Annotated in this window: 24 protein-coding genes; 17 read left to right on the forward strand and 7 right to left on the reverse strand. The window is 58.4% G+C overall.

The features are described from left to right. Positions 1-44: 44 nt before the first annotated feature. The 6 genes from zapE to J2S62_RS04345 all read left to right on the forward strand — a co-directional run bounded on the left by zapE (position 45) and on the right by J2S62_RS04345 (position 5,162). A complete protein-coding gene (gene zapE / locus J2S62_RS04320; protein ID WP_310171794.1) occupies positions 45-1,109 on the forward strand; it encodes a cell division protein ZapE in 1,065 nt (354 codons plus the stop codon). Between the two features lie 140 nt (positions 1,110-1,249). After that, positions 1,250-2,188, forward strand: coding sequence for a PhnD/SsuA/transferrin family substrate-binding protein (locus J2S62_RS04325; RefSeq protein WP_310171796.1), 939 nt, complete (start codon positions 1,250-1,252; stop codon positions 2,186-2,188). Further along, positions 2,188-2,997: a phosphonate ABC transporter ATP-binding protein gene (phnC, locus tag J2S62_RS04330; RefSeq protein ID WP_310171798.1), complete on the forward strand. Its 810-nt coding sequence runs from the start codon at positions 2,188-2,190 to the stop codon at positions 2,995-2,997. The genes J2S62_RS04325 and phnC overlap by 1 nt, the downstream gene beginning before the upstream one ends. Continuing rightward, positions 2,997-3,857 carry a phosphonate ABC transporter, permease protein PhnE gene (phnE, locus tag J2S62_RS04335; RefSeq protein WP_310171800.1) on the forward strand — a complete coding sequence of 287 codons (861 nt, stop codon included), beginning with the start codon at positions 2,997-2,999 and terminating at the stop codon, positions 3,855-3,857. Before phnC ends, phnE begins: the two co-directional genes overlap by 1 nt. Positions 3,858-3,953: 96 nt before the next feature. After that, positions 3,954-4,721: an isocitrate lyase/PEP mutase family protein gene (locus J2S62_RS04340; protein ID WP_310171802.1), complete on the forward strand. Its 768-nt coding sequence runs from the start codon at positions 3,954-3,956 to the stop codon at positions 4,719-4,721. Positions 4,722-4,805: 84 nt separating this feature from the next. After that, on the forward strand, positions 4,806-5,162 hold the full coding sequence (locus tag J2S62_RS04345) for a zinc ribbon domain-containing protein YjdM (RefSeq protein ID WP_310171805.1): 357 nt from the start codon (positions 4,806-4,808) through the stop codon (positions 5,160-5,162). A gap of 6 nt (positions 5,163-5,168) precedes the next feature. On the opposite strand, the gene J2S62_RS04350 is transcribed toward J2S62_RS04345, so the two are convergent. Together J2S62_RS04350 and J2S62_RS04355 are read right to left on the reverse strand one after the other, a co-directional pair. Then, a complete protein-coding gene (locus J2S62_RS04350) occupies positions 5,169-5,732 on the reverse strand; it encodes a dihydrofolate reductase family protein (protein WP_310175713.1) in 564 nt (187 codons plus the stop codon). Between the two features lie 120 nt (positions 5,733-5,852). Beyond that, positions 5,853-6,419, reverse strand: a complete 567-nt coding sequence (locus J2S62_RS04355; protein WP_310171808.1) for a cysteine hydrolase family protein — start codon at positions 6,417-6,419, stop codon at positions 5,853-5,855. Positions 6,420-6,626: 207 nt separating this feature from the next. Here J2S62_RS04355 and J2S62_RS04360 point away from each other — a divergent pair, with 207 nt between their 5' ends. Then, a complete protein-coding gene (locus J2S62_RS04360) occupies positions 6,627-7,199 on the forward strand; it encodes an NADPH-dependent FMN reductase (protein ID WP_310171810.1) in 573 nt (190 codons plus the stop codon). A 93-nt stretch (positions 7,200-7,292) separates the two neighbouring features. Here J2S62_RS04360 and J2S62_RS04365 read toward each other — a convergent pair whose 3' ends face one another. Together J2S62_RS04365 and J2S62_RS04370 are read right to left on the reverse strand one after the other, a co-directional pair. Next, on the reverse strand, positions 7,293-8,000 hold the full coding sequence (locus J2S62_RS04365; protein ID WP_310171812.1) for an MgtC/SapB family protein: 708 nt from the start codon (positions 7,998-8,000) through the stop codon (positions 7,293-7,295). Between the two features lie 82 nt (positions 8,001-8,082). Then, entirely contained in the window at positions 8,083-9,387 is a 1,305-nt protein-coding gene (locus tag J2S62_RS04370; RefSeq protein ID WP_310171815.1) for an MFS transporter, read from the reverse strand. A gap of 47 nt (positions 9,388-9,434) precedes the next feature. Between J2S62_RS04370 and J2S62_RS04375 the strand changes: the two genes are divergently transcribed. The 10 genes from J2S62_RS04375 (at position 9,435) to J2S62_RS04420 (ending at position 18,910) form a co-directional block, all read left to right on the forward strand. Continuing rightward, a complete protein-coding gene (locus J2S62_RS04375; protein WP_310171817.1) occupies positions 9,435-10,262 on the forward strand; it encodes an IclR family transcriptional regulator in 828 nt (275 codons plus the stop codon). A gap of 96 nt (positions 10,263-10,358) precedes the next feature. Beyond that, positions 10,359-11,342 (forward strand): Ldh family oxidoreductase, encoded by a 984-nt coding sequence (locus J2S62_RS04380; protein ID WP_310171820.1) that lies wholly within the window; start codon positions 10,359-10,361, stop codon positions 11,340-11,342. A 263-nt stretch (positions 11,343-11,605) separates the two neighbouring features. Then, a complete protein-coding gene (locus tag J2S62_RS04385; protein WP_310171822.1) occupies positions 11,606-11,914 on the forward strand; it encodes a hypothetical protein in 309 nt (102 codons plus the stop codon). After that, complete coding sequence (locus J2S62_RS04390; protein WP_310171824.1) at positions 11,904-12,203, forward strand: cation:proton antiporter; 300 nt, start codon at positions 11,904-11,906, stop codon at positions 12,201-12,203. Before J2S62_RS04385 ends, J2S62_RS04390 begins: the two co-directional genes overlap by 11 nt. Then, entirely contained in the window at positions 12,200-13,210 is a 1,011-nt protein-coding gene (locus J2S62_RS04395; protein WP_310171826.1) for an MnhB domain-containing protein, read from the forward strand. The genes J2S62_RS04390 and J2S62_RS04395 overlap by 4 nt, the downstream gene beginning before the upstream one ends. Further along, entirely contained in the window at positions 13,207-13,503 is a 297-nt protein-coding gene (locus J2S62_RS04400; RefSeq protein ID WP_310171828.1) for an NADH-quinone oxidoreductase subunit K, read from the forward strand. Before J2S62_RS04395 ends, J2S62_RS04400 begins: the two co-directional genes overlap by 4 nt. Further along, positions 13,500-15,101 carry a complex I subunit 5 family protein gene (locus J2S62_RS04405; RefSeq protein ID WP_310171830.1) on the forward strand — a complete coding sequence of 534 codons (1,602 nt, stop codon included), beginning with the start codon at positions 13,500-13,502 and terminating at the stop codon, positions 15,099-15,101. The genes J2S62_RS04400 and J2S62_RS04405 overlap by 4 nt, the downstream gene beginning before the upstream one ends. Further along, entirely contained in the window at positions 15,098-16,600 is a 1,503-nt protein-coding gene (locus tag J2S62_RS04410; RefSeq protein ID WP_310171832.1) for a complex I subunit 5 family protein, read from the forward strand. The genes J2S62_RS04405 and J2S62_RS04410 overlap by 4 nt, the downstream gene beginning before the upstream one ends. Continuing rightward, the gene (locus tag J2S62_RS04415) at positions 16,590-18,398 is read left to right on the forward strand and encodes a complex I subunit 5 family protein (RefSeq protein ID WP_310171834.1); all 1,809 of its coding nucleotides are present in this window, start codon (positions 16,590-16,592) and stop codon (positions 18,396-18,398) included. The genes J2S62_RS04410 and J2S62_RS04415 overlap by 11 nt, the downstream gene beginning before the upstream one ends. After that, positions 18,395-18,910, forward strand: coding sequence for a Na+/H+ antiporter subunit E (locus tag J2S62_RS04420; protein ID WP_310171836.1), 516 nt, complete (start codon positions 18,395-18,397; stop codon positions 18,908-18,910). The genes J2S62_RS04415 and J2S62_RS04420 overlap by 4 nt, the downstream gene beginning before the upstream one ends. Before the next feature lie 46 nt (positions 18,911-18,956). Here the strand turns inward: J2S62_RS04420 and J2S62_RS04425 are convergent, their stop codons facing one another. Genes J2S62_RS04425 through betT form a run of 3 tightly spaced genes read right to left on the reverse strand, consistent with a single transcriptional unit; the run spans position 18,957 to position 24,272 of the window. Then, a complete protein-coding gene (locus J2S62_RS04425) occupies positions 18,957-20,513 on the reverse strand; it encodes a GMC family oxidoreductase (RefSeq protein WP_407649893.1) in 1,557 nt (518 codons plus the stop codon). Between the two features lie 23 nt (positions 20,514-20,536). Continuing rightward, positions 20,537-22,030: an aldehyde dehydrogenase family protein gene (locus tag J2S62_RS04430; RefSeq protein WP_310171842.1), complete on the reverse strand. Its 1,494-nt coding sequence runs from the start codon at positions 22,028-22,030 to the stop codon at positions 20,537-20,539. Then, a complete protein-coding gene (betT, locus tag J2S62_RS04435) occupies positions 22,020-24,272 on the reverse strand; it encodes a choline BCCT transporter BetT (protein WP_310171844.1) in 2,253 nt (750 codons plus the stop codon). The genes J2S62_RS04430 and betT overlap by 11 nt, the downstream gene beginning before the upstream one ends. Positions 24,273-24,677 lie beyond the last annotated feature (405 nt).

The raw sequence follows: 24,677 nt of genomic DNA on the forward strand, positions 1-24,677 counted from the left end.
GGTCACAGCTGAGTGCTACGGTTTGGTAGCTATGATGGGGCGCTATGGAGATAGCGCAGACTTTACCCTCCCAGACCGTCGCCTCGGCGCTCTTAGAAATCGAATCCCTCACCGGAACGACACTCGATGCATCACAGCGACGCCTAGCGACCGCGGTCATTGAGTTGCTGCACCGTTCGCCTCAAGGAAGTCATGCGCCCGCTGACGTGCCGACGGGATACTTTGTTTACGGTCCTCCTGGTCGTGGCAAAACATGGTTAATGAGCCAGCTCTTTGAGAGGGCATCATATCCGGCCGAAACTAAACGCCACGTTCACTTTCACGATTTCTTCCGCAACTTACAGCAGCAACTTGGCCCCGGCACCAGCATGCGTAAAGCCATCGAAGCAACCCTGACCGAGCTATTGGCCGGCACCGAATTATTCTTCTTTGATGAGCTCCATGTGCATGACCCCGGAAGCGCCGCACTGCTGAACAACCTGCTCGCTGAGATCGCGGAGCGTGGGATTCCCACGCTGATCACGTCGAACTATGAGCCTGAGGGGCTCCTCCCGGATGTTATGTTCCATCATGTGATCGAACCCAGTATTACCATTCTGCGGGAGCAGTTCGTCGTTGAAGAACTCGACGGTGGCACCGACTACCGAAGCTTGGCCGCACCCCGAAGCGGCGGCTTCGCATCGGGTCACTGGCTTACCCTCGGCCCAGGCCAAGCCACCCAAGACGCGCTGCTCTCCGTTGGTGAAATCGCGCCCGGAAGCGACGAGGTCGTCACAGTGCTTGAGGGCCATCGTGCGTTGCAGGCCAGCGCTGTTCGAGGCTCTCAGATTTGGTTCGATTTCGCCAACCTGTTGGGCACACGCTCCGTGACACATGATTATCTGGAACTGGCGGAACAGTTCGATGCTTGGAGACTGACGGATGTTCCGCGCTTATCGCGGATGGATCCTGCCTCACGACAGCGTCTGGTGACCCTGATCGACGTCTTGGTTGAGCGAGATAGGCCACTCATCGTCTGTGCTGAGGTCTCTCGTGAAGAACTCGTAGACATCGCTGACCCACCTCCTGATCTGTTCCGCACGCAAAGCCGCCTGCAGCTCTTGCAGTAGTCGAAGTTCGAAGAATTCAACACCCCGGGACCGAGGGTTCGTGATTGGGCAACCTTCCGTTTAGATAAGGCGCGAAAACTACGCATGGCACCTCAACAGGAGTGCCACCAAATTCGCACCTTGTGGAAGGACCCTTTTTCATGTCACGAAAGTTTCTTGCCCTCTCGGCGGCAGCAGCCACCGCACTTGCTTTGACAGCCTGTGGTGACGCAGATGCTGACGAGTCTGCTGATGGCGCCTCTGCTGACTCCGCAGGTGGAGTCTGCGCTGAGTTCGAACCGTTGCGCTTCTCCGACACGGGTGTTGAAGGACTTGAAACCCTCGTGCTGGAATTCGAAGACTTCCGCGTCGCATTAGAGGAAGCCACCGGTCTGGATGTTGAATTCGAACCAATGGCCTCCCGCACCGCAGCAGCCACAGCCCTGGAATATGACGACCTGGACGTACTGCTCACCGGACCGGCTGAATATGTGGTCCTAAAAGAAGAAGCCGACGCGATCCCACTGGTCGGGGTCACCCGCGACAACTACAAAGCGGCAATCTTCAAACGCGCCGACTCTGATCTCGAATCCGTCGAAGATCTTGAAGGCAAACAAATGATCACTAAAGAAGTCGGCTCAACTTCCGGCCACCTTGGCCCACTAGAAATGCTCGACTCCGCCGGGTTGGACCCAAACGCCGGTGACGTCGAAGTCGTCCCGCTGTCAGATACTCACATTGAAGCCTTCGCCACCGGCGATGGCGATGCACTGGGGACCGGCATCTCCGACTTCGAAGCCGTGCAAGAAGCGATGGGCGACGACGCAGTCGAGATCCTTGCTGAAGGCCCAGATTTGCCAAACGATCTGTTCATTGCACGCACTGGCCTTGGTGAAGACTGCGCGAACTACCTGACAGACACCCTGGAAGAAAACCAGGACGTGCTCCTTGAGGCGATCGTCCAGACCGGTGAAAACGACAAATACCTCGGTTCCGAGTTCGTCGACGCGACCGATAGCGACTATGACCCAACTCGACGCGCCTTCGAAGCAGCAGGCTTCGACCAGTACGCCGACCTCCCGGATGAGGACGAACAGTAATGTCACAGTGGTCTTCGGCGCAAGACGAGGTTATTCGCGTCCGGAATTTGACGAAGGTCTATCGCAACGGCACGCAGGCACTGCATGACATCGATTTTTCGGCAGCCGCCGGAGAAACGGTCGTGCTTTTGGGTGCGAACGGCTCGGGCAAATCTACTTTACAGAAATGCCTCAACGGACTGGTGGCTGCAACGAGCGGTTCGGTTAATGTGCTGGGCACGGAAGTCACCAGCGCGAATAAACGACAGCTCACCCAGGTTCGACAGCAGGTGGGCATGGTACATCAGCGCATTCATCTCGTGCGCGAGCTATCCGTACTCACCAATGTTATCCACGGCGGGTTGGGTAGGGCACCGAGTCCAAGGAACTGGCTGAGTGCGACCGCCAAAAAGGCCCAGCGCGAAGAAGCGTTGGAAGCTCTGAACCGAGTAGGTATGGCTCATGTGGCCGGCAAGCGTGCTGAACAGTTATCGGGTGGTCAGCAGCAACGAGTTGCGATTGCCCGGATGCTGATGCAACGCCCGAAGATCGTCCTCGCGGATGAACCCGTGGCCGCACTGGATCCACGCGCTGGTCGGGCAGTTATGGACATGCTGTGGGATATCACAGAAGAACACAACCTGACGTTGGTGTGTACATTGCACCAACTGGAGCTCGCCCGGGACTACGGCAGCCGAATTGTCGCACTGCGCGCAGGCTCCCTAGATATTGACGCGCATATCTCAGAATTGGCAGACCATCAGCTCCAAGGGCTCTACACCAGTGAACATGACTATGATCAGCGGTCAGATATGCGAGGTGCTGCCTAATGTCTAGCCTGAAACCCGCTGGAAATCAGCCAGATACTGGCGCACACGGGACCGCGAAGCTACCAGCACGGTTCGAACTCCCGAAGTGGACCTCTATTGCTATCGGGGTCTTGCTGCTGGCGCTTGCAGTCAATGGTCTGGTGCGCATGGATATTTCCTGGGCACGTATCGGCGAGGGACCAGCAAACATCTGGGGCTTCATCACCGGGGCGTTCCCGCCGAACCTCGAGCGCGCACCCAATCTGGCTGAGGCCATGCTTGAGACCCTAGAAATGGCGATCATCGGCACCGGGCTGGGTGTTGTCCTGAGCATCCCGGCAGCGATCCTCGCTGCTCAAAACACCACGCCGTATGCGCCCATCGGGGTTGCTATGCGATTTATTTTGACGGTCCTGCGTTCGATCCCAGAACTCGTATGGGCGTTGATCTTCGTGATGGCGGTCGGACTTGGACCGCTGGCAGGAATCTTGGCCCTTACCGTGGACGTGTTGGGTTTTGCTGGCAGGTTCTTTGCCGAGCGCATCGAAGAAGTCGAACGCGGCCCGATCGATGCGCTGCGTTCCACTGGAGCCAGCGGTGTCGCGGTCGTGGCCACCGCGGTGCTACCAGCCTCGTTTGCTTCGTTTACCGCAACCGGCCTCTACACACTGGAGAAATCGATACGTGGAGCAACCATTTTGGGCATGGTCGGCGCCGGTGGGATCGGGATGGAACTCACCCCGGCCTTCACGATGCGTCAATTCGATACGGCGTTAACGATCATCATCATGATCCTGGTGGTGGTCTTCTTAGCAGAACAATTGAGTTCCCTGGTGCGCCGCAAAATGCTAGGCGTGGACCAGCTCCAGCGAGCTGTCTAACACTCGCAGGTGGAAGATACCCTGGTCAGGCCCGACGAGTGTGTACACCACCCGCAAGGCATCGTAAGGTTGAAAATGCAATCCTAAGGAGGTTCTATGTCGAACGTTAAAGCACACGCTCAAGACCTAGCAGAACAACATGAGTCGGGCGAGTTACTCGTTCTCCCCACAGTTTGGGACACGTGGAGTGCAACGGTGGCTGCCGAAGCCGGATTCAGCGGCTTGACCATCGGAAGTCACCCGGTAGCAGACGCCATCGGCAGCGCCGACGGCGAGAATATGAACTTCTCCGAATACCTTGAGGTCATCAAACGCATCGTCAGTGCGGTCGACCTGCCGGTTAGTGCCGACGTGGAATCCGGGTACGGCCTCAAAGCAGAAGAACTGATCACCCGGCTGCTTGAAGCCGGTGCCGTGGGCGCTAACATCGAAGACGTCGTGCACACTGAAGGCAAACGTGTGCGTGAGCGTCAGGAACACGCCGACTACATTGCAGCAGCCCGTCAAGCTGCCGATGATGCCGGGGTGGACTTTGTGATCAATGGACGTACCGATGCGGTCAAGCTTGGCTCCGAGGTCTACCAGGATCCGCTGGGCGAAGCCGTCGAGCGAGTTAGGTTAATGGAACAGGCCGGAGCGCGTGCCGTTTACCCGGTCGGGTTGTCCACTGCCGCCGAGGTGAGCGCAGTGGTTGAAGCAACCTCGGTCCCGGTCAATGCAACAGCCCACCCGGTCGATGGTCACGGGGTCGGGCACATTCAGGAACTCAAAAAACTGGGCGTTCGTCGTGTAACGTTCGGTCCACTGTGGCAGAAATGGCTCGGTGACGTTTCGGCGAAACAGCTTGCGAAATGGACTGACTGAGCTACTCCTCAGCCAGCCTGATACGATACGGGTTGCTGTCATCAGCCCGTATCCCAGCTGTATTACCCGGAGAGAGTCGCGTCGATGTCTGATCAATTGCCCGCCTGCCCCGCATGCCACGAAACGTATACCTACGAATCGGGTACTTTACTTGTGTGCCCGATGTGCGGTCATGAATGGTCTGCTGTGGCAGACCTGAATGCGGAAGTTGCGGTACCGGTGATCCGTGATGCGGTGGGGAATGAACTCACCGATGGCGACACCGTCACGATCGTGAAAGACTTGAAGGTCAAAGGAGCAGGCGGCGTGATTAAGGTTGGCACAAAGGTCACCGGTATTCGGCTCCTCGAAGATGCTATCGATGGGCATGATATCGACGCGCGGGTGCCCGGGTTTGGCAACATGCAGCTGAAATCCAGTGTGGTGAAGAAGGCGGGCTGAGGCTGGTTAGGAGGGGTGGTGGACCTGATACTGCAGGCTCACCATTCCGTTGGCAAACCGTCGGCTGGCGAGTAGCTCGAGGTCCAGGCGGACTTTGGGTAGGAAGGCTAGGCCTGCACCCACCACCACGGGGCAGACAATCGCGTGAATCTGATCTACCAGGTCGTGGCGGAACGCCTCGGCAGCTAAGGTAGGCCCATCGACGGTCAAGTTGGTCGAAGACGTTTCCTTGAGCTGTCGTACTTCTGCAGGGTCAAAGCTTCGGCGTAATGTGGTGCGCTGCGTAGCTACCTCATTGAGACGCTGTGAATACACGATTTTGGTCGCTTGTTGCCAGAGGGCGGCATATTCTTGTGATCCCAGGGAATCGCCAGCGATGTCGGGATCGGTTTCCCAGACCTGCATGAGCTCATACATCCGCCGACCGTACAGGTACGTACCCACCGTTGCGGTCTGTTCGTTCACCATGGCGAGGACTTCTTCATCCGGCACAGCCCACATGAAATCCCCGTGTTGGTCGGCCACGTAGCCGTCTAACGAGACCATCATGGAGTAAATCAGTTGACCCATCACAGACCTCACTGTCGTCGATGTGTGAAGGGCAAATGTGTCAGATGTGGATGAGGTACTGGTATCTGTCTATCTTAGACCACCCGAGCGCCGAGCTTAGTGAAACCAATGCTCGTCTTGTTAGGCACCGGTCCATTTCTCGATGATCTCATCGACGGTCGCCATAGCGGCTTGACCGTCATCTTCGAGGTGGGAGAGCTGTTCGCGGTGATAGTCGTCGCGAGAATCTCCCACAGCATCGGTCACGATCGTGGTGCGAATGTTGTAGGCATACGCATCGCGGGCGGTCTGTCCCACACAACCGTGGGTCGAAACGCCGGCCAATACAATTCGATCGACGCCCAGATTGGACAGCCGCAGATGCAGGTCAGTGGCGAACCATGCACTGTCGCGAGTTTTTTCGATTCGCGTGGTGTTTGACGTGTCCAGTCCTGGCACCACTTCGGTGCCTTCATCGCCGTTGAAGAGGAAACCTTCACCGGCAGCGAGCATGCCCAACGTCCAAGTGGACTCGTCTCGACTGTGGACCGTTGTGACCACGAAGATCGGGACTTCTGCCTGTCGTGCAGCATCTGAAAGCCGATTGGCTGCCTCGACAAGTTCTTCCTGCTGCTCAGCTAAACCGTCCTCATTGAAGAAGGCATTTTGCATGTCGACCAGTAGTAATGCATCACGGGATTCAGTCATGCCGTCAGTCTAAAAGACGGCTTACGCTGAGGTACAGCAATGGGTGTCGGAAAGTACTGTGAGATGAGCATTCCGCCAACCGCTACAAATTTGAAGTAGATATGTGGGCGGGATAGAGTGCTCGATTGTGACAAACCCAAATCGGCTATGCCTGACTGAAGGTAAGCTACGGGTTGGCATTATAGGACTTACAAGGAGTACATCTTTATGAAGATCGGTATCATCAACGGCTCGATCCGCGCCGAACGCAACACCGAACCAGTCGCGAAATACGCATACGATATCGCTTCCCAGCGCGATGGTGACGTGACCTACGAGTACGTCGATCTTGGTGAATACAATGTGCCACTGTTGACTACCTCGGTGCACCCGATGATGGCCAATAAGGACTACGAAGACGCCAACGTACAGGCCTGGTCCGACACCATTGACGCCCTCGATGGTTTCGTCTTTGTGACTCCAGAATACAACCACGGTGTGCCCGGTGGTTTCAAGAACGCTGTTGACGTACTGGCTGCCGAGTGGATCGGCAAACCAGTTTCCTTCATCGGCCACGGTGCCGTGGGGGGAGTCCGCGCGATTGAACAATGGCGCCAGATCCTGGCAAACTTCTCCATGCCAATGACCCGTGCAGAACTGAACTTCAACCTCTTCTTCGACTGGGCCGACGGTGAATTCACCCCGGCAGAGCGTCACCCGGGTGAGATCCAAGCCATGCTAGATGAGCTCGAAGCCTTGGTCGCAAAGAACCGCGAAACCGTAGCCGCAGACCGCAGCTAGTCTGATCTTTTCCTAAACGGGTGCTCTCCGATATTCGGAGGGCACCCGTTTTTCTATCCCGAATCTACGGTGTTAGAGCCCGAGGATCTCCCACTAGTCGTGGTCCCGGTCTTCAGAAGTCACCTCGATAACCCCTGACAGCTCGCTCAGCTGCTGAAGCAGGGATTCAGTCGGGGGTTGTTTACCTCGGGAGAATTCCATCGTGGCGTTGACGATATAGCCGTCCTCGCTGTGCTGACGCCGAGTTTCAGAAAGCGTCATTTCATAGCCGGCATTCGTGGCGGTTTGCAGGATGGTTCGTAGCACCCCGTGGCCGTCTTGATATCGGATGCGATAGATCTCTGCTTGATGTTGGGTTGGCAGCCGACGAATCACAGCGGTCACGGCGGTGACCGCAAAAACATACAGGACTACGGTCAGGGCGGCAATGACGGGCATGCCAGCCCCGCAGGCCATCCCGACGGCGGCGGTGACCCACACCGAAGCGGCAGTCGTGAGCCCCGAGATGATGTTGCGCCGAACGAAGATGACACCGGCGCCTAAGAAGCCGATACCGGTGACAATTTGTGCGGCAATACGCGAGGGGTCTAACACCACATCATCGCCCAACACGTGCTGAAACCCATAAGCAGACACCAGGGTGAATAAAGCAGACCCCATACCGACCAGAATATGAGTGCGAGCTCCGGCAGATTTCTGCCGGAGCTCGCGTTCTAAGCCGATAATTCCCGAAAGCACGAAGGAACACACCAATAAGAAAGCTTCGGTGGCCAGTGTCTCGGGGAACAACTCAATGTCCATGAGACCACAGTACGTGGATTTATCTCAGGTGCCGAGTGTTCAGTCGGATTCTATTTTGTTGTTCGTGTGCCCGCAGGCTGTCTTATGCTGCAGTTTTATGCACGCGGAGCTCGCGTGACGAACGCAGCGCAATGATGACCAGCAGGACCCCGGCCACCAGTGCTCCGACGGCGAAGGCGATGAAGTTGGAGTTTGTTCCCAAGCCCATAGCTAACAGCAGGCCACCAACCTGAGGCGCTGCAACGGCGCCAATCCGGCCAACGCCCAACGCCCAACCCAGCGCTGTACCGCGCATATGGTTCGGATAGTGGTTCGCTACCGCCGCGATGATCAGACACTGTGTGCCGTGCGTACCGACACCGGCAAGCACCAGAACAACATAGACCACCCACACCGGTGGGGAAGCCAGCAGGACCAACAGCGCCACCCCGGCGAGGGCTGCAGCTGCGGCACCGGCGGATACCGGCCCGAAACGATCCCCGGCCCAGGCGGTCACGATCGAGCCGATCACAGCACCAAGGTTCAGGGACAGCGCGAAGGTCAAAGCAGAACCCAGGTCGTAGCCGGCCCGTTCCATCAGGTTTGGCAACCAGGTACCCAGACCATACCAGGCAAAGAGCGTAGCCAGCGTGGCGGCTGCGAACATGAGCGAAATACCCAAGTACGGAGCCCGCAACAACGAGGCGAACCCGGTGACTGTTGGGCCCGAGGTGGAGCCGCTCTTTTCAGCTTCCTTGCGTTGCTCTTCTTCGGATGGCAGGGTTTCGGGCAGATATTTGAAACCCAGCGGTACGACGACAAACAGTGCCACAGCCGCAACCAAGAACATGGCGGGCCAGCCGAAGGCCGGAATGATTGGAATACCGAGCAAGGCGGCCAGCGAACCACCGATGGGCACACCCGACATCATCAACGTGGCGATCGAAGAACGCCACTTGGGTGGGACCAGTTCGGCAACCATCGCGTTGGCTGATGGGACCAGGCCGCCTAGGCCGATACCGGCGAGCAGGCGCAGTGCGCCAAACACCCACGCGTTGGGTGCGAAAGCACAAGCGATCGTCAGGATAGAAAAAGTAATCGAGCAAGCCAGAATCGTCTTGCGACGTCCCAGAGCATCCGAGATGCGACCTGCCAGCAAGGCACCGATCATCATGCCAATAAAGGCCATGGAGCCCACGGTTCCGAGCGAAGCTGCGTCCAATCCCCAGCCAGGTTCAGCCAAGAGGGACGATTGCACAGTGCCGTAGACAATGAGGTCATAACCGTCGAAGACCACCAGGAGCCAGCAGACGATGATGGCCATGATGGCTTGGCGGCGGGGGACCGGTGGGGTGAACGCGGCATCGTTTGCGCGCGGAGCGGTGGGCTCAGTTGGGATCTGGGACATAGTCATATTGTGAGGGTCACTACAGGTGTGTGCAAAACTATTCTGCTATGCAGAAACTACAGCTTTTGCGGCAACCTCCGCAGTATCCCATTGCCTCGGTGGACCGTGCTTTCGCGCTCATGGAAATGGTTCGGGATTTTGGCCGCATCCGGATCAGCGTTGCCGCGCAACTCTTGGACATATCTCCTTCCACGGCGCACCGATTGATGGCGATGCTGGTGTATCGCGGTTATGTCGAGCAAGACGCATCACGCCGATATGTGCCCGGTCCGGCAATGGGCCTAACACCCACCGGATTATCGTGGACGGCTGAATTACGCCATCGCGCTCGAACACACATGGAGGCTCTAACGGACCGGGTAGGTGAAACCTCCAACCTTGTGGTGTTGTCTGGGGATGCGGTGCGCTTTTTGTCGTCGGTCGAGCCTGAAGGGGAGGCTCAAGCGGAGCTGGAAGAAGCCCTCGAACAAGGGCAGCTACCAAAAATTAGTGAACGCGAAGGTGTCGCGCTGCCGGCCCATAAGGCTTCCGGGGGCAAAGCCATCTTGGCTGAGCTGGACCCGCAGCATGTTGAGGCGATCTTCGAGCGGACACGAACCGACCACCCTGACGACTCATGGATGACCTCGTTACGCAATGAGCTGGCCGTCGTCCGTGCCCGGGGTTTTGCTACCAACGTTGAAGGAACCGAAGCCGGGGTGAGCGCGGTTGGGGTCTCGATCCGCGATGGCCATGGTAAAGCGATTGCAGGACTAAGCGTGTCAGTCCCGCACACCCGATTCTCAGGGGAGGTTCGTCGAAAGCTTGTCGACACGTTATGGCGGACCAAATCCTCACTCGAATCCGACCTCACGGATTTTGTGGTCCGCAGGTAGGGCCCCACGTAGTTTTTCTGAGCTCACACCGCGGCTACCTACCCGTATACTGTGACCTAGCGAACACCTACTGAGACCGGGGTAGACATGAAAACGGTGACAGCAGAGCAGATCTGGGATCTGGTATATCGCTCTACTCAGCGTGCTGGGTTCCTCGAAGCTGTCTCGGAGGTCCTCGCCGACTCAACCACCGAAGCAGAGCTGCACGGCAAGCCCTCCGTGGGCCTGAGCCACCTCTTCTATTACTTTCAAGCAGCCAAGAACGGTCTCATCAACCCCACCCCCGTGCTTGAGCATCAGTCATTGACCGGCGCGATGCTCCGCACGAACGCTGACCACGGACCCATGCAATTTGCCTACCGTCAAAGTGAAACAGCGCTGATCGAGGCCGCGCAAAGTCACGGGGTTGCCCTGCTGATGATTCACGGAGCTTTTGCCGGTGGGGAGCTTGGGTATTTTGCTCGCCGGTTAGCCAGACACAAGTTGGTATCCATCGCGTTTGCCAATAGCCCTGCGGTCATGAGTGTGGGCGGCAGTTTTGATCGCCTGCTGGGCACCAACCCGCTCAGCTATGGGATCCCGTTGGATGAACACCGGGCCATCGTCATTGATCAGGCATCCTCGTCGACTGCGCGGGTCAATTTTCAAAAATATGCGGAACGTCAGGTGGCCATCCCAGAAGGTTGGGCCCTGAACCGTCATGGCCAGCCCACCACGAACGCCTACGACGCGCTCGCAGGCACGCTTCTGCCCTTTGGAGGATACAAAGGTGGCAACATCGCGCTGATGGTCGAGTTCCTAGCCATGCTCGGCGGGGGAGACTCCTCGTATGAAGCCGCACCGTATTATGCTGGCGAGCGCAAGCAAGGCATCGGGGCGAGCATCATTGCGATAGATGCGGAGAAGCTGCCCGGATACACCGACCGAATTGACGAGCTAGTCCAGCACTTCACCCACGATCGTGGCAGCAAGATTCGGCTGACGGACCTCCAGTTAGCAAAGCGCGCAGTGGAGGTTTCTCAGAGCTTGTGGTCGCAACTGACGAACTATGCTGCAGACGGCTCGCTGCGGAATCATTAGTGTCCGTCGTACCGCCCCGGCAGGTTTCCCGACTCTGACATGCGGAATTATTATCCCACGGCGTTATGCGGTGCGGTAACACACCCAGAGGGATTTGACCTTGGGCAATTTCGACGAGGGTGGAAACAGCTGGTCGTGCTTGAAAAGTCGTCAGCCATCCTTAACAGTTAAATCGTTGAATGATCCCGTATATGCGGCGGTCAGTGCTAGACGACGCGCGGCGGATGCCGTGAAGATGTAACTGACCACCCAGACTGAAAAGCGTGTCAGGAGGCAGTACTGTGCTTGAGATCGTCATGATGGTGATCTGCATCGTACTGCTGTTCAACCTCGTGACCGCCATGGTTGTGCTGGGTCGCCGGAGTAAAGATAACAGTTGGTTACTGGCCCTGTTATTGACGGGTACTACGGGTGCGGCAGTCGCGGCGCTGGTTGCGATTTCGGTTTCAGACCAACCGGCCCGGTTCGTGGATCTCAGCCTGATTCTGATGGGACTGGCTTCCCTGCCGGTTGTGATGCGCATGATGCTCAGCCGAAACACCGCAGGCCAGGACGGTGACCATGCTCCTTGACATCCTGGTCGCCGCACTGCTGATCGCAGGCGGGATATTTTTTACCGCAGGCACCATCGGCCTGCTGCGTTTCCCAGATATTCGCAGCCAATTACACGCACTCACCAAAGCCGATAATCTCGGGCTGGGCATGCTCTTTGCCGGTATCGCCATCCATCTAGCCAGTTGGTCAGTAGCTCTGATCCTGCTGCTGACGTGGTTACTAGCGTTGATATCTGCATCCTTGGCGGCCCGGGTGCTGGCATCAAGTGAGCGCCACATCGATCCTGCGGTCGGTGATAGTCAATGACCCAGACCGTCACACTTATCGACCTTGCCTTAGCCCTAGCGGTGTTGCTCATCGTCGGGATGACGCTGTTCCAACGCGCCCGCAAAGCCCAGGTGTTAGCTTTTCTTGGTCTCGGCGTGGTGGTGAGCCTGGTGTGGTTACGGTTGGGCAGTGTCGATGTCGGGCTGGCCGAAGCAGCTTTGGGCAGTGGAATCCTCAGCGCAGTCTTGGTCATCCTGGCGGCCGCGCCCAGTGCACATTCCGCCCACCAACTTCAAGCTCAACAGCAGCGCGACAACGTGCCACTGTGGGTCAGTGTGGTCGTGGCTTTGCTCAGCGGGGCAGTGCTGGTCGTAGTGATTGCCAGTGTGTGGTTACGCGCCGAACAACGACTACCCCAATGGGAAGCCCTGCTGACACCGGCAATGAACGCGCTGCCGGTTGACCATGGCATCACCGGGGTGCTGTTGGCATTTCGAGCCTATGACACGCTGCTAGAAACCGCCGTGTTGATGTTTGGCGCCATTATCGCCCGGGCATTGATGCCCCATGACAACTTCGACCAGCTGGCCGCCACCCACCAAACCTTCCTCCAACCCGCCAGGGCCCTAGATTTCAGTTGGGCCTACCGGTTGATCGTGCCCCTGCTATTGCTTGTCGGAATCTGGCTGCTCTTTGCCGGTACCACTCAACCCGGTGGAGCGTTCCAATCCGGTGCGGTCTTAGCCGGGATGCTCATTATGATTCAGCTCACCGGGGCACGCCTCGATCATCTCGTGCGCCACTGGTTAACACCGCTGGCCATCATCGGGGTGGTCGTCTTTACATTGGCAGCAGGTCTGGGACTGGGCTGGGGCGCCACCTGGTTTAGCTGGCCAACCGTGGGCGGTTACGCCATCATCCTGACCATCGAGACCACCCTGACCATCGGCATCGCCATCGGTCTGTTCATGCTGTATTTAGCCGCCTCGTACCGGTCCGTCGCCTCCGCCCCGGTCCCCGAAACCCACCGGGAGGCCGACACATGAGCATAGCCACCTGGTATTTATGTCTCGGCATTGTTGTGGTGACCACCGGAGCGTTACGGCTGCTGATGGTCCAGGACCTCATCGCCCGCCTCATTGCCCTCAACGTCACCGGGACTGGTTCACTGATGGTGCTGATGGCACTAGCCGCCCGGTCGACTCCCATCGACCCGGTGATCTCAGCGCTGGTGATTACCGGACTGGTCATCACCGCTGCTTTTACCAGCGTTGCCGCTGTGTTGATCCGTCGCCTGGAAGACCACCCGGACATTGACGATGGGCAGGCCTCGTCATGAGCCTTGTCGATATCAGTCTCGGAGCCCTGGTCCTGCTGCCCCTGTTGGTCGCGGCCATCCTGGCTGTGCTGCCCACCCTGGCCCGCCGGATCGCCGGGGTGGTTGCAGCGTTGGCGGTGACCGCCCTGACGGTACCGGTCATCGCAGAGGTCGCCACCGGAGAGGTCCTGGAGCTGGCCTTGGGCGGTTACGAAGCCCCGTTAGGAATCAGGCTACGAGCCGACGGCATGTCAGCGATATTCATTGCCCTGACGGCAGCAGTCGGGCTGTGCGTGATCTTTTTTGCCGCACGCATCGACTCATCCACCGGCACCCGAACCGATGCCGAACACAACGAAATCACCGGCCACCCCGGATTCTGGCCGCTAGCCTTCGGTGCTTGGGCGGGACTGAATGCCGTATTCGTCTCCGGGGATCTATTCAATAGCTATGTGGGACTTGAACTGGTGGGACTGACCGCCGTGGGACTGGTCGCCCTGGGAGGCTCAGGATCTTGGGCCGCGGCACTACGCTACTTATTTATCGCCGTGCTCGGCTCCCTGTTTTTCCTGGTGGCCGTGGGACTGATCGTCTCCGTCACCGGGACCCTGGACATGAACCAGGCCGCCGGTGCGCTGATCGAAAACCCACACAACCACGGCGTGGCATTCATCGCCCTCATCCTGCTCAGCCTGGGCCTGGCAATGAAAGTCGCACTGTTTCCGATGCACCACTGGCTGGTCCCGGCACACTCTGGTGCACCCTCGGCAGTCTCCCCGCTGCTCAGCGCCTTGGTGATCAAAGCCGCGCTGTTTGTCTTCCTGCGCTGCTGGGGCTGGATCGCTATCCCCATCGTGATGGCCGGCAACCCCGCGGAATCCTTCGACTTCGACACCGCCGTCACCATCTTGGCCTGGGTGTTTGCGATCTTGGGAGTCCTTGCCTTGGTGATCGGTGCGATCATGGCGCTGCGCCAGACCCATTTGAAACCGCTGATCGCCTATTCCACCGTCGCCCAAGTTGGCTACTGGTTTTTATTGCTGCCCATCCTGGTCATCCCCGAAGGGGACTCCTTGGCCGATCCGGCCATCACCTTCCTGGACGATGCCGGCGTCAAATCCGGTGCGCTCGCGGGCACCATCGGGCTGATCGTAGGTCACGGGCTGGCCAAAGCTGGCCTCTTTCTGACCGCCGGCTACTTCAAGGAACGCTACGGCACCGATGAAATCTACGCGTTGCACGGGGTGGCCCGGTCTCATCCGCTGTTGGTCATGACAATGGGGCTATCTGCCGTCGGGTTAGCTGGCCTGCCCTTCTCCCTGTCGTTTACCGGCAAATGGCAACTGACCAGCGCAGCGGTCGCGGCCGGACACTATTGGATCCTGCCCGTTATCGTCATCGCCACCCTTCTCTCGGCCGCCTACCTGCTGAAAGCCATAGCCCCGTTGCTGATGCAACAAGGCCCCGATGGCGAAGAGATCGAACGTCCCGCACCCGTCCGCGAGGACATCTCGCAACTCGCCCAAGCCGCCCCGTTTGTGCTCGGCATCCTCACGGTGGTCACCGGGTTCATGGGCGCGCCGATCTTTAACCTGTTGGATGTGGGGGTGAGCTGGTGAACAACACGTTGTTGACCTACATCCCGGTGATCATGCTGCTGCTCTCCCTGGGGGCAGCTATGGCAATTTTCCCGATGCCCGAGCGCGCCAATCGACTGCGAGCCACAGTCAATATCAGTTTGGCAGTCGTCAAGGTGGGGCTGGTCGCATCACTGTTCCCGCTGGTCCTGGTGGAACAGGTCCACCCCCAAATAGCCCTGCCATTTGTGCCCGGACTCGACATCGTGTTGCGGGTCGAACCGTTAGCGTTATTGTTTGCCGCGCTGTCCTCGGTCTTGTGGCTCATCACGACCGTATATGCGATCGGGTATTTACGCGGCAAACCCAACCAGAGTCGCTTCTTTGGATTCTTCAGCCTGTGTGTGACGGCCACGGTGGGGATCTCGTTCTCCGGTAACCTAGTGACCTTTTTGCTCTTCTACGAGATGCTGAGCCTGGTCACCTACCCCCTGGTGGCCCACTGGGGCACCCCCGAAGCCATCCGCGTGGCACGAATCTACCTGCGCTACACACTATCTGGCGGATTGGCCTTACTGGTGGGTGTGGTCTGGTTGACCGTCTACACAGGTCAAGCTGACTTCCAAGCCGGCGGAGCTGAAGCGGTCGATGTATTGGCCGCCGAGTCACCGATCGTGGCCATTCTCATTTTCATCCTGCTCATCGGTGGGCTCGGCGTCAAAGCAGCCCTGGTGCCCTTACACGGCTGGCTCCCCATGGCCATGGTTGCACCCGCGCCGGTGTCAGCGCTGCTCCATGCCGTGGCCGTGGTCAAGGCCGGTGTGTTCGGTATCGTCCGCATCGTCGATGATGTCTACGGCATCCAAACCGCACGTGAGCTGGGCCTCTTACAACCCCTGTTGATTATTGCCAGCGTGACCATCGTCTACGGGTCCTACCAGGCCCTGCGGCACACCGATATCAAAGAACGACTTGCCTATTCGACCGTCTCGCAAGTCTCCTACGTTGTCCTAGGCTTGAGCCTAACCACGGTGACCGGCACCACCGGGGGAGTGGTCCATTTGGTGCACCAGGGCATGATGAAAATTACACTATTCTTCTGCGCGGGACTGTTTAAAGAAACCGTCGACGTTGACAACGTCAAAGATACCCGGGGTCTGGGGTATCGCATGCCGTGGGCATCCACCGCGTTCACCGTGGGGGCGCTAGGCATGATCGGCATCCCACCCACGGCAGGGTTTATTTCCAAATGGTATTTGGGCATCGGCGCATTGGATTCAGAGAATCCCTGGGTGCTGGGCATCTTGTTGATTTCTTCACTGCTGAACTCCATGTACTTTTTGCCGATCATCTACCGCATGTGGTTTTTCCAGCCCGATCACGCCGAACCCAAGGCCGTCACCGAACCCAAGACCATGCTGCTCCCGGCCCTGGCGACCACCGGTTTTGTCTTGGCTATGGGGCTTGGCGCTAGCATCCCATTCGCGCCGTTAGAAATCGCCGAACAAATCAGCGAAGGGGTGTTTGCCAATGTGGATTAGTCTCGCGCTTCTTGTCCCAGCTCTGACGGCGGCGCTGATCCCGTTGGCCGGTCTGGCACCCCGCCCGATGCAAGGCCGCATTCGCCGCGCGGTCTCGGTAGCCGCCCCAATCGCAACACTGCCGGCCGTGGCGATGACCCTGTGGGGATCCGGTAGCCAGGTGACGCTGGACTGGGTGCTCACCGGGGTGACACTTGCCGTTGATGATGTCGCCCGGTCCCTGGTGTTGATCGGTGCATTACTCTATGGCGCGGCCCTGATGGCCGTGTCCTGGCGGAAGATCCGCGACAGCGAATCCGTCTCTGGGGCCCTCACAGCATTCCTGTTGGCCAGCTATATCGGCAACATCGGCGTGTATCTCGCCGCTGACTCGGTCAGCTTCTACCTGTTTTTTGCGATCATGAGTTTTTCAGCGGCCGGACTGGTCGTCCACTATCGGACTGGGGCGGCGTACCGGGCCACCAGAATCTATCTGGTCATGACCGTGATCTCAGAAACCGCGCTGCTGGCCGGGCTGATCTTCACCGTGCAGGCCGGTGGCAAACTCCTCACCGATGCACCGGACGCGGTGTTGGATTCGCCCCGCACCGGACTGATCCTGACGTTATTGCTGATCGGTTTTGGCATTAAAGCCGGAACCGTACCCCTGCACGTCTGGTTGCCACTGGCCCATCCGGCCGCACCCCCGGCCGCCTCAGCTGTACTGTCCGGTGCGATGGTCAAAGCCGGCATGGTCGGATTTCTGCGGTTTTTCCCATTACAAGAGGCCGGCGCCGAGCTCGACCCCACCATCGAGTTATTCGGCACCGTCCTGATGGTGCTGTCCTTACTCGGGGCATTTGCGGTCGTGGCCATCGGCGTGCTGCAACGCGACGCCAAAACGATCCTGGCCTACTCGACCATCTCGCAGATGGGTTTCATCGGCGCACTGATTGCCGCAGGCCTGCTCGATGGTGATCTGGCCCAAGACACGATCGTCGCAGCCGTGCTCTACGCGGTCCATCACGGTCTGGCCAAAGGGGCATTGTTCTTAGGCGTGCCCGTCATTAAACACTACGGGCGAGGCGCAGCGGGTGTTGTGGTAACCATCGGCATGGTGGGAGCCGGCTTGGCCGTTGCCGGGGCGCCCATTACCTCGGGCGGGATTGGGAAGTACGTGTCGAAAGAAGCCGTTGAAGGTCTGACCCTCGCCGGCGTTGATCTCTATTACTTGCTACCCTTCGTCGCGACCGGATCCACCCTGTTACTGCTGCGATTCTTGTGGGTCGTGCTGGGCGACGAACGCGAACAACACTCCAGAATTGATGGCGAATTGCTGGCCTGGCTAGTGGTGTGTTTGACGGGCATCGTCGTGCCCTGGCTGATCGCCGCCTTCTGGTCGCCTTTGCATCTGCCCGAATGGACTGATCTGACCACCGTGTGGGACTCCACCTGGCCCATCCTGCTGGGACTGGTTGTCGGGGCCGGGTGCTGGCTGGCTTACCGGGCCGGCTGGATTCCCGCCAGCACACGGCAATACCCGCTGATCCCGGCGGGCGATCTCGTCGTGGTCGAAGAGGTCGCAGTGCGCCGCATCGCCTCGGATGGTGGACACGCCCTGGATCGCATCCACCACGGGACCACACGCTTTGGTCAGGGCACGGCCCGGGCCGGTACTGTTCTGGCCGAACGTCTCCGCAACGGCACCGACCGGGTCGAAACGAGCCAACGGCCCTGGCCGAGATTTGGCACCGTGGCCGTGGTGGTGCTCACTGTGGTGGTCGTGGTCAGTCTGATGGTTGCAGGAGGCACACGATGAAATGGGTTATCGGTGCAGCGCTCCGCTTTGTCGCGTTGGGGCTGGTGTGGCTAGCGCTCTCGGGAGCTGATCCCGCAAACTTTGCCTACGGCGTCGTCGCGGCGGCGGCAGCCACCGCCCTGAGTCTGGCGCTGCTGCCCCCGGCCGATCCAAGTGTGCGCCGCTGGCCCGCCCGCATCTGGGGCACCATCGTCCTGGTCGGCTGGTTTCTCCAGCAGTCAGTCATCGGTGGGGTAGATGTCGCCAGACGCGCTGTGTGGCCCACAGTGGACATCGCCCCGGCGATCGTGGATGTGGATGTGACGCTACCCGACGGTCCGGCGCAACAACTGTCGTTGCTCCTGATGAATTTATTACCCGGCTCGATGGTCCAACACGTCAAAGAAGTCGACGGCAAACCGGTGGCGGAGATTCACACGCTGTCGATGGATCTGAACCCCAAAGTGCAGTGGGAAACTCTGCAGCGTCGCGTCCAACAGGCCTTTCAAACCACAAACGCCGCGGATTCCTGAACCCTTCGGTTCACGAATCCGCGGCGTGCAGCTTGCGTAGCGCAGGTTACTGGTCGGCTGCGATGAGTTCGGCTGCCCGTTCACCCATGAGCATCACAGTGATGTTGGGGTTCACGGCGGTCAGCTGCGGCATCGCTGAAGCGTCAACAACGCGAAGTCCCTTGGTTCCTTTGACCCGCAGTTGAGGATCCAACGGGGACATGTCGTCATCGACTGCGCCCATCCGGCAGCTGCCAGCCGGGTGGTAGACAGTGTTGTGCGTCTTGGAGATGTACTCGGCCAGCTCTTCGTCCGACTGAGCCTCTTTGCCTGGGAATAACTCCCGGTCGGCGAATTCTGCCATCGGTTCTTGGGCAACAATCTCGCGAGCCAATCTAATACCGGCAATCGCCACCCGCATGTCATGGCCCTCGGGGTCCGTGAAGTACCGTGGATCGACCTTCGGTTTATCTGCGTAGTCCCGGGAGCGTAACCGCACAGTGCCACGCGACTTTGCGTGCGTGACATTCGGGGTCAGGGCAAAGGACTCATCTTCGTGCGGGTACCCGTGGCGACGGGTGTGCATCGAAAACGGTACTGAACCGTAGTGCATCATCAGATCCGGCAGGTCCAAACCGTCTTCGGTCGGGGAGAAGATCCCAATTTCCCACCACTGAGTCGCTTCGCGGGTCATTTCAACCTTCGACGCCCAGGAAATGACGGCCTCTGGGTGGTCCTGCAGGTTGGAACCGACACCGGGGGAGTCAACCCGGACTTCGACGCCGACTTCGTTGAGGTGGTCTGCCGGACCAATACCGGATAGCATCAGCAGTTTTGGCGTATCGATGGCTCCGGCCGATACGATGACCTCCCGGTTGGCGTGCAGCGTGGCCGTGCGACTAAACGCATTGGCGAGATATTCCACACCGGTGGCACGGTTGTCCTCGTCAAACAGGATGCGGGTCACCCAGTGATCGGTCAGGATATCGAGATTCTCGCGATCCATAATGGGGTGCAGATACGACACCGATGATGAGGCGCGCGTGCCATCTTTTTTCGAGTTGATCTGAAAGAATCCAGCACCGTTGACCACCGTGGTGCCCTGGTTGAACTGCACTTTCGGAATGCCCTGTTGTTCGCAGGCTTCCAAGAGCGCACCACCCAGGGGGTCGGTTGGTGGCACATTCATGATTTCTACCGGACCGTCGGTGCCGTTGTGTTCACCGGTGTTGTCATTGGTTTCGAGCCGCTTGAGTAACGGCAGCATGGTTTCGGCGTTCCATCCTTCGGCGCCCATTTCTTCCCACAGATCCATGTCCTCTGCTGGCGGGTGGAAAGCGATACACGAGTTATGTGAGGAGCAACCGCCCAGCACTTTCGCCCGAGCATGACGCATGAAAGAGTTGCCTTTTTCTTGCTCTTCGATCGTATAGTCCCAGTCCATGCCGGATTCTAGTAGCTCAGGCCACCGGTTGAGCTGTAGCACCTCGGGCTTATCGACATCGGTGGGGCCAGCTTCAAGCAAGGCAACCGTTACGTTGGGGTCTTCACTGAGCCGAGCTGCCACGACTGCTCCGGCGGAACCGCCACCGACCACCACATAATCGTAATTCGTTGTTGTCACGTTGTACTCCATTCCTGCGGGTGCTAGAACGCGTCTTTGCGTGGGAACCAACCGGAAACGGCCGGCTCGGTGTTTTCATAAATATGTTTGGAGATGGTGTATTCTTCGAGCCCAGCGATCCCCAACTCCCGGCCGATACCGGACTGTTTGAAGCCACCCCATTCGGCCTGTGGCAGGTACGGGTGGTAGTCGTTGATCCAGATGGTACCGTGGCGCAGTTTGCGGGAGACCCGGTTGGTGACGCCCGAATCTGAGGACCACACGGCACCGGCCAGACCGTAGTCGGTGTCATTGGCGATCGCGATGGCTTCAGCCTCGGTTGAGAACGTTTCCACCGTGATGACCGGGCCGAAGCCCTCTTCAATGACCGCTGGGTTATCTGCGGTGCACTGGTCTAACACCGTGGGTGCGTAGAAGTAGCCATCTTGGTGCTCTTCGCCGCCCCAGTGTCCACCGACCCGTAGGCGGGCGCCGGCTTCGACACCGCGATTGACATAGTCGGTGACTTTGTCACGGTGCTCGGCCGAGATCAGGGGCCCGGTTTCGGCCTGTTCATCGAATGGGCCGCCCATCACGATGTTGCCCGCGTGGCGCACGAGCTCGTCCACAAATTTTTCGGCGATTGTGTCTTGCACGATGAGCCGGACTCCGGCGGAACAGACCAGGCCAGAATCAAGGAAGCCTGCGGTCAGTGCGTTATCTAATGCTGCGTCAAAATCAGCATCGGCAAAGACAATGTTGGGGTTTTTTCCGCCGAGTTCCAAGGCCACATTTTTGACCGTGTAGGCCGCCGACTCGGCAATCTTGCGACCGGTCACCAGGCCGCCGGTGAATGACACCAGGTCGATTTCTTTATGAGTAGACAAGGGCGCGCCCACAGTGCCGCCATCGCCCAGGACCACATTTGCTACACCTGCGGGCAGTCCGAGCTTATCGAGCACATCGGCCATCAGCAGTGTGGTGTGTGGGGTCAATTCGGCGGGCTTGATGACAAATGAGTTACCGGCAGCCAATGCGGGTGCTATTTTCCAGGCTGCTTGGAGCAGCGGGAAGTTCCACGGTGTGATCATCCCAACGACACCCACAGGTTCGTGGACCACACGCGAAACCACACTCGAATCGCCGGCGTCGACGAGACGGCCAGGGTAGTGGTCGGCGATTTTACCGAAGTGCCGGAAGCTGGCGATGATATCTTCCATATCGCCTTGGGCTTCGACAAAGCGTTTGCCGGTATCCAGTGATTCTGCCCGAGCGAATTCGTCTTTGCGCTCGCGCAGTGCTTCGGCGACGTCCAATAGGAAGTCGCCGCGCTCAATCGCTGGACGGTCAGACCATGCACCGGATTCAAACGCCTTGCGCGCTGCCATAATGGCTCGTTCGGTATCTTCAGTGGTTGCTTCTGAGACCACGCCGACTTCAGAGCCGTCGGCGGGGCAGTACACGGTTCGAGTGCCATGGTCAGACGAGGCTACCCAGGCGCCATCGATAAATAACGTTTCGACAGAGTTAGCGGTCATGCTGGGACTCTCCTTGTTCTGTGGCGGACGGTGTGTCCGGGTTCGTTGATGTTTTCGGAATGATCTTCAGGGAACTGGTGGAGGGGTCGATTTGGTCGCTATCGCTCCACTCTTCGGGAATTTCGACCTTGACGATGCTGGAGGGTGAGCCTTTGTCACCGATCATCGACATGTACATCATGTGCGCATCGTAGGCATCCAGGATGTCGGAGATGACCTGCTCTTTGGTATATCCCATAATGTCGCGGCCCTGGGAACCTGTGAGGTTGAAGATTTCGACTTTAAAGAAGACTTCTTCGACAGCCGCAAGGTTGGCCGCGTAGTTGGGCACGTTGTACGCCACCGGATAGGGCTGGTACTTGAATTCATCTTGCTCCGGGAATTCCACCACGAGATCCACGTATGGGATGGGGTAGTCCGGGTGTTCGCCCCGATGGCAGGTGACATCGGCGCCGAGTTGCCGCAGTTCCTCAGCGACTTCTTCAACCGCTGGGATCGCTACGGTGTTCATGAACTCACGCGCCTGCTCGGCGGAGGCCCATGACATGCGGCGTGCTAAGCGCTGTCGCCACGTTGAGGAGGGGCGCCCCGAGGTAGCCCGAATGCTGGTCAGCACCCCGGGCATGGTGGCCCTCTTCGAGTCGACACTTTGTCGCTCGGTGCGCAACACCTTGAACAGGCTGATCATCATCAGATAGATCACTATCGAAAACGGTAGCCCAATGATCACCGTGGCAGCCTGGAGGGTATAGACCCCGTCAATGAACAACATGGCTAGAGTCAGTGCACCGGTAACCACAGCCCAGAAAATCCGCAGCCAGGGTGCCCCGTCGGAATCTTTGACGGATGGCTTGGACGTCAGGTTGGCCATGACCAGTGACCCGGAGTCTGCCGAGGTGACGTAGAACAACAGCCCGGTCAGAACCGCCAGACCGATACTAAAGGTCGCCGCGGGGTATTGCGTTAGCAGGGTATAGAACCCAGATTCGGGGTTGGTGACGGCGGTATTGAGGAACTCTTCGTCCCCTGCGCGGAAGAAGGCCAGTGAACCGTTTCCAAAAATGGAGACCCAGAGCAAGATAAAGCTGAACGGAATCAGCAGCACACCTAGCACAAACTCGCGCAGCGTACGGCCGCGCGAGATGCGGGCAAGAAATAGCCCCACGAATGCTGCCCAGGCGATCCACCAGGCCCAGAAGAATAAGGTCCAGTCCTGCAGCCAGTCGGACGCCGGGTACTCTGGCGTGCCCTCGGTATAGCCGAAGGTGTTCATCAGCATGGAGGGGAACCGGGAGAAGAAATCGCCAATGTTTTGGACCAACTGATTCAACAGCTGGGCGGTGTTACCGGACACCACGACCCAAATCATCAACGCGACCGCCAGAATGACGTTGAGCTCTGAGAGGCGACGAATGCCTTTATCCACACCGGTTACCGTGGAGATGATCGTGATACCCACGGCTATACCCATCAACGCGATTTGGACCGCGGTGCTCTGCGGGACCCCGAAGATATACGCCAGACCATAGTTCAGGAAGACCACCCCAATGCCCAGGGACACTGCGATACCAAAAATGGTGCCCAACACGGCCGCGACATCTACTGCGTGGCCCGGGACGCCTTTGATCCGTTTGCCGAAAATTGGTGCCAGTGCAGATCGAATGCTCAAGGGCAGGTGGTACCGGTAGGCAAACAGCCCAATACCCATCCCCATCAGGGCATAGAGTGCCCACCCAGGGATCCCGTAGTGGAACATCGTCCACAATGGTGCCATCCGGGCGGCTTCATCTGACCCGGGGGTACCTTCCGGAGGTGTCAGATAGTTGGTGGCTGGACCGGAAATGCCAAAGAACATCAGGTCGACGCCGATCCCCGCGGCAAAAAGCATCGAGGCCCACGTAAAGATATTGAACCGGGGTTTTGAATGGTCGGGGCCCATCCTGACCCGCCCGACTTTGGTCAGGGCCACCACGAGGACGAACACCACGACGATGGTCACCGTCAACACGTAGTACCACCCAAGATTGGTGGCTACCCAGTCCATCGTGCCGAAAATGACAGTCTCAGCCTGGCCAGGCCATAACCACGCCCAGATGACAAAAGCCACAATCAGTACCGCCGAGGTAATGAAAACTGGCTTGTTCACCGGCGAGTATTTCGATTTTTCCCGCGAGTAGTCGAGTTTGTTCGATTCTTGGGATGGTTCAGTAGGGGTAGTACTAGACCCCACGGCATCAGCCATGATGTTCCTCTCGTCGAAGTGCAAGGGATCGGTGAGCGACAACGAGCAGAGTCGTGCAAGGAAAACACCGAGGGTGACGGCATCTGCTCTCTCGCAACCATAGAGTCGCTAATAGATGGGAATCAAACTTTCGGAGTTGGTTGTTATGGTTAGCATATGGTGCTGTGAGATCGACAATACTCACTGATAAGTGCGGGGTTAAGCCTACGGAAGGTCGATGACAGCATCATTCTTGGTCTGCATTGATTGGCTTGACAAGACGTTGAATTCCGGGCAGTTTCACATTGTTCACGTAAACCACTGCGTCCCGGTCGCGGTGTTTATGAGCGCGTTGAGCCACGCAGTTTTCAAGTAGGAAGAAGTCGAGACGGGGCCACCTGTGCCGAGACTGATTCGCGCTACAGC

The organism is Enteractinococcus fodinae (assembly GCF_031458395.1).
In the GTDB taxonomy this organism is placed as follows: Bacteria; Actinomycetota; Actinomycetes; order Actinomycetales; family Micrococcaceae; genus Yaniella; species Yaniella fodinae.

Coding starts and splice junctions, on each gene's coding strand:
- zapE (WP_310171794.1), top strand. CDS start 45: ATGGAGATAGCGCAGACTTTACCCTCCCAGACCGTCGCCTCGGCGCTC.
- J2S62_RS04325 (WP_310171796.1), top strand. CDS start 1,250: ATGTCACGAAAGTTTCTTGCCCTCTCGGCGGCAGCAGCCACCGCACTT.
- phnC (WP_310171798.1), top strand. CDS start 2,188: ATGTCACAGTGGTCTTCGGCGCAAGACGAGGTTATTCGCGTCCGGAAT.
- phnE (WP_310171800.1), top strand. CDS start 2,997: ATGTCTAGCCTGAAACCCGCTGGAAATCAGCCAGATACTGGCGCACAC.
- J2S62_RS04340 (WP_310171802.1), top strand. CDS start 3,954: ATGTCGAACGTTAAAGCACACGCTCAAGACCTAGCAGAACAACATGAG.
- J2S62_RS04345 (WP_310171805.1), top strand. CDS start 4,806: ATGTCTGATCAATTGCCCGCCTGCCCCGCATGCCACGAAACGTATACC.
- J2S62_RS04350 (WP_310175713.1), bottom strand. CDS start 5,732: ATGGGTCAACTGATTTACTCCATGATGGTCTCGTTAGACGGCTACGTG.
- J2S62_RS04355 (WP_310171808.1), bottom strand. CDS start 6,419: ATGACTGAATCCCGTGATGCATTACTACTGGTCGACATGCAAAATGCC.
- J2S62_RS04360 (WP_310171810.1), top strand. CDS start 6,627: ATGAAGATCGGTATCATCAACGGCTCGATCCGCGCCGAACGCAACACC.
- J2S62_RS04365 (WP_310171812.1), bottom strand. CDS start 8,000: ATGGACATTGAGTTGTTCCCCGAGACACTGGCCACCGAAGCTTTCTTA.
- J2S62_RS04370 (WP_310171815.1), bottom strand. CDS start 9,387: ATGTCCCAGATCCCAACTGAGCCCACCGCTCCGCGCGCAAACGATGCC.
- J2S62_RS04375 (WP_310171817.1), top strand. CDS start 9,435: ATGCAGAAACTACAGCTTTTGCGGCAACCTCCGCAGTATCCCATTGCC.
- J2S62_RS04390 (WP_310171824.1), top strand. CDS start 11,904: ATGCTCCTTGACATCCTGGTCGCCGCACTGCTGATCGCAGGCGGGATA.
- J2S62_RS04395 (WP_310171826.1), top strand. CDS start 12,200: ATGACCCAGACCGTCACACTTATCGACCTTGCCTTAGCCCTAGCGGTG.
- J2S62_RS04400 (WP_310171828.1), top strand. CDS start 13,207: ATGAGCATAGCCACCTGGTATTTATGTCTCGGCATTGTTGTGGTGACC.
- J2S62_RS04405 (WP_310171830.1), top strand. CDS start 13,500: ATGAGCCTTGTCGATATCAGTCTCGGAGCCCTGGTCCTGCTGCCCCTG.
- J2S62_RS04415 (WP_310171834.1), top strand. CDS start 16,590: ATGTGGATTAGTCTCGCGCTTCTTGTCCCAGCTCTGACGGCGGCGCTG.
- J2S62_RS04420 (WP_310171836.1), top strand. CDS start 18,395: ATGAAATGGGTTATCGGTGCAGCGCTCCGCTTTGTCGCGTTGGGGCTG.
- J2S62_RS04430 (WP_310171842.1), bottom strand. CDS start 22,030: ATGACCGCTAACTCTGTCGAAACGTTATTTATCGATGGCGCCTGGGTA.
- betT (WP_310171844.1), bottom strand. CDS start 24,272: ATGGCTGATGCCGTGGGGTCTAGTACTACCCCTACTGAACCATCCCAA.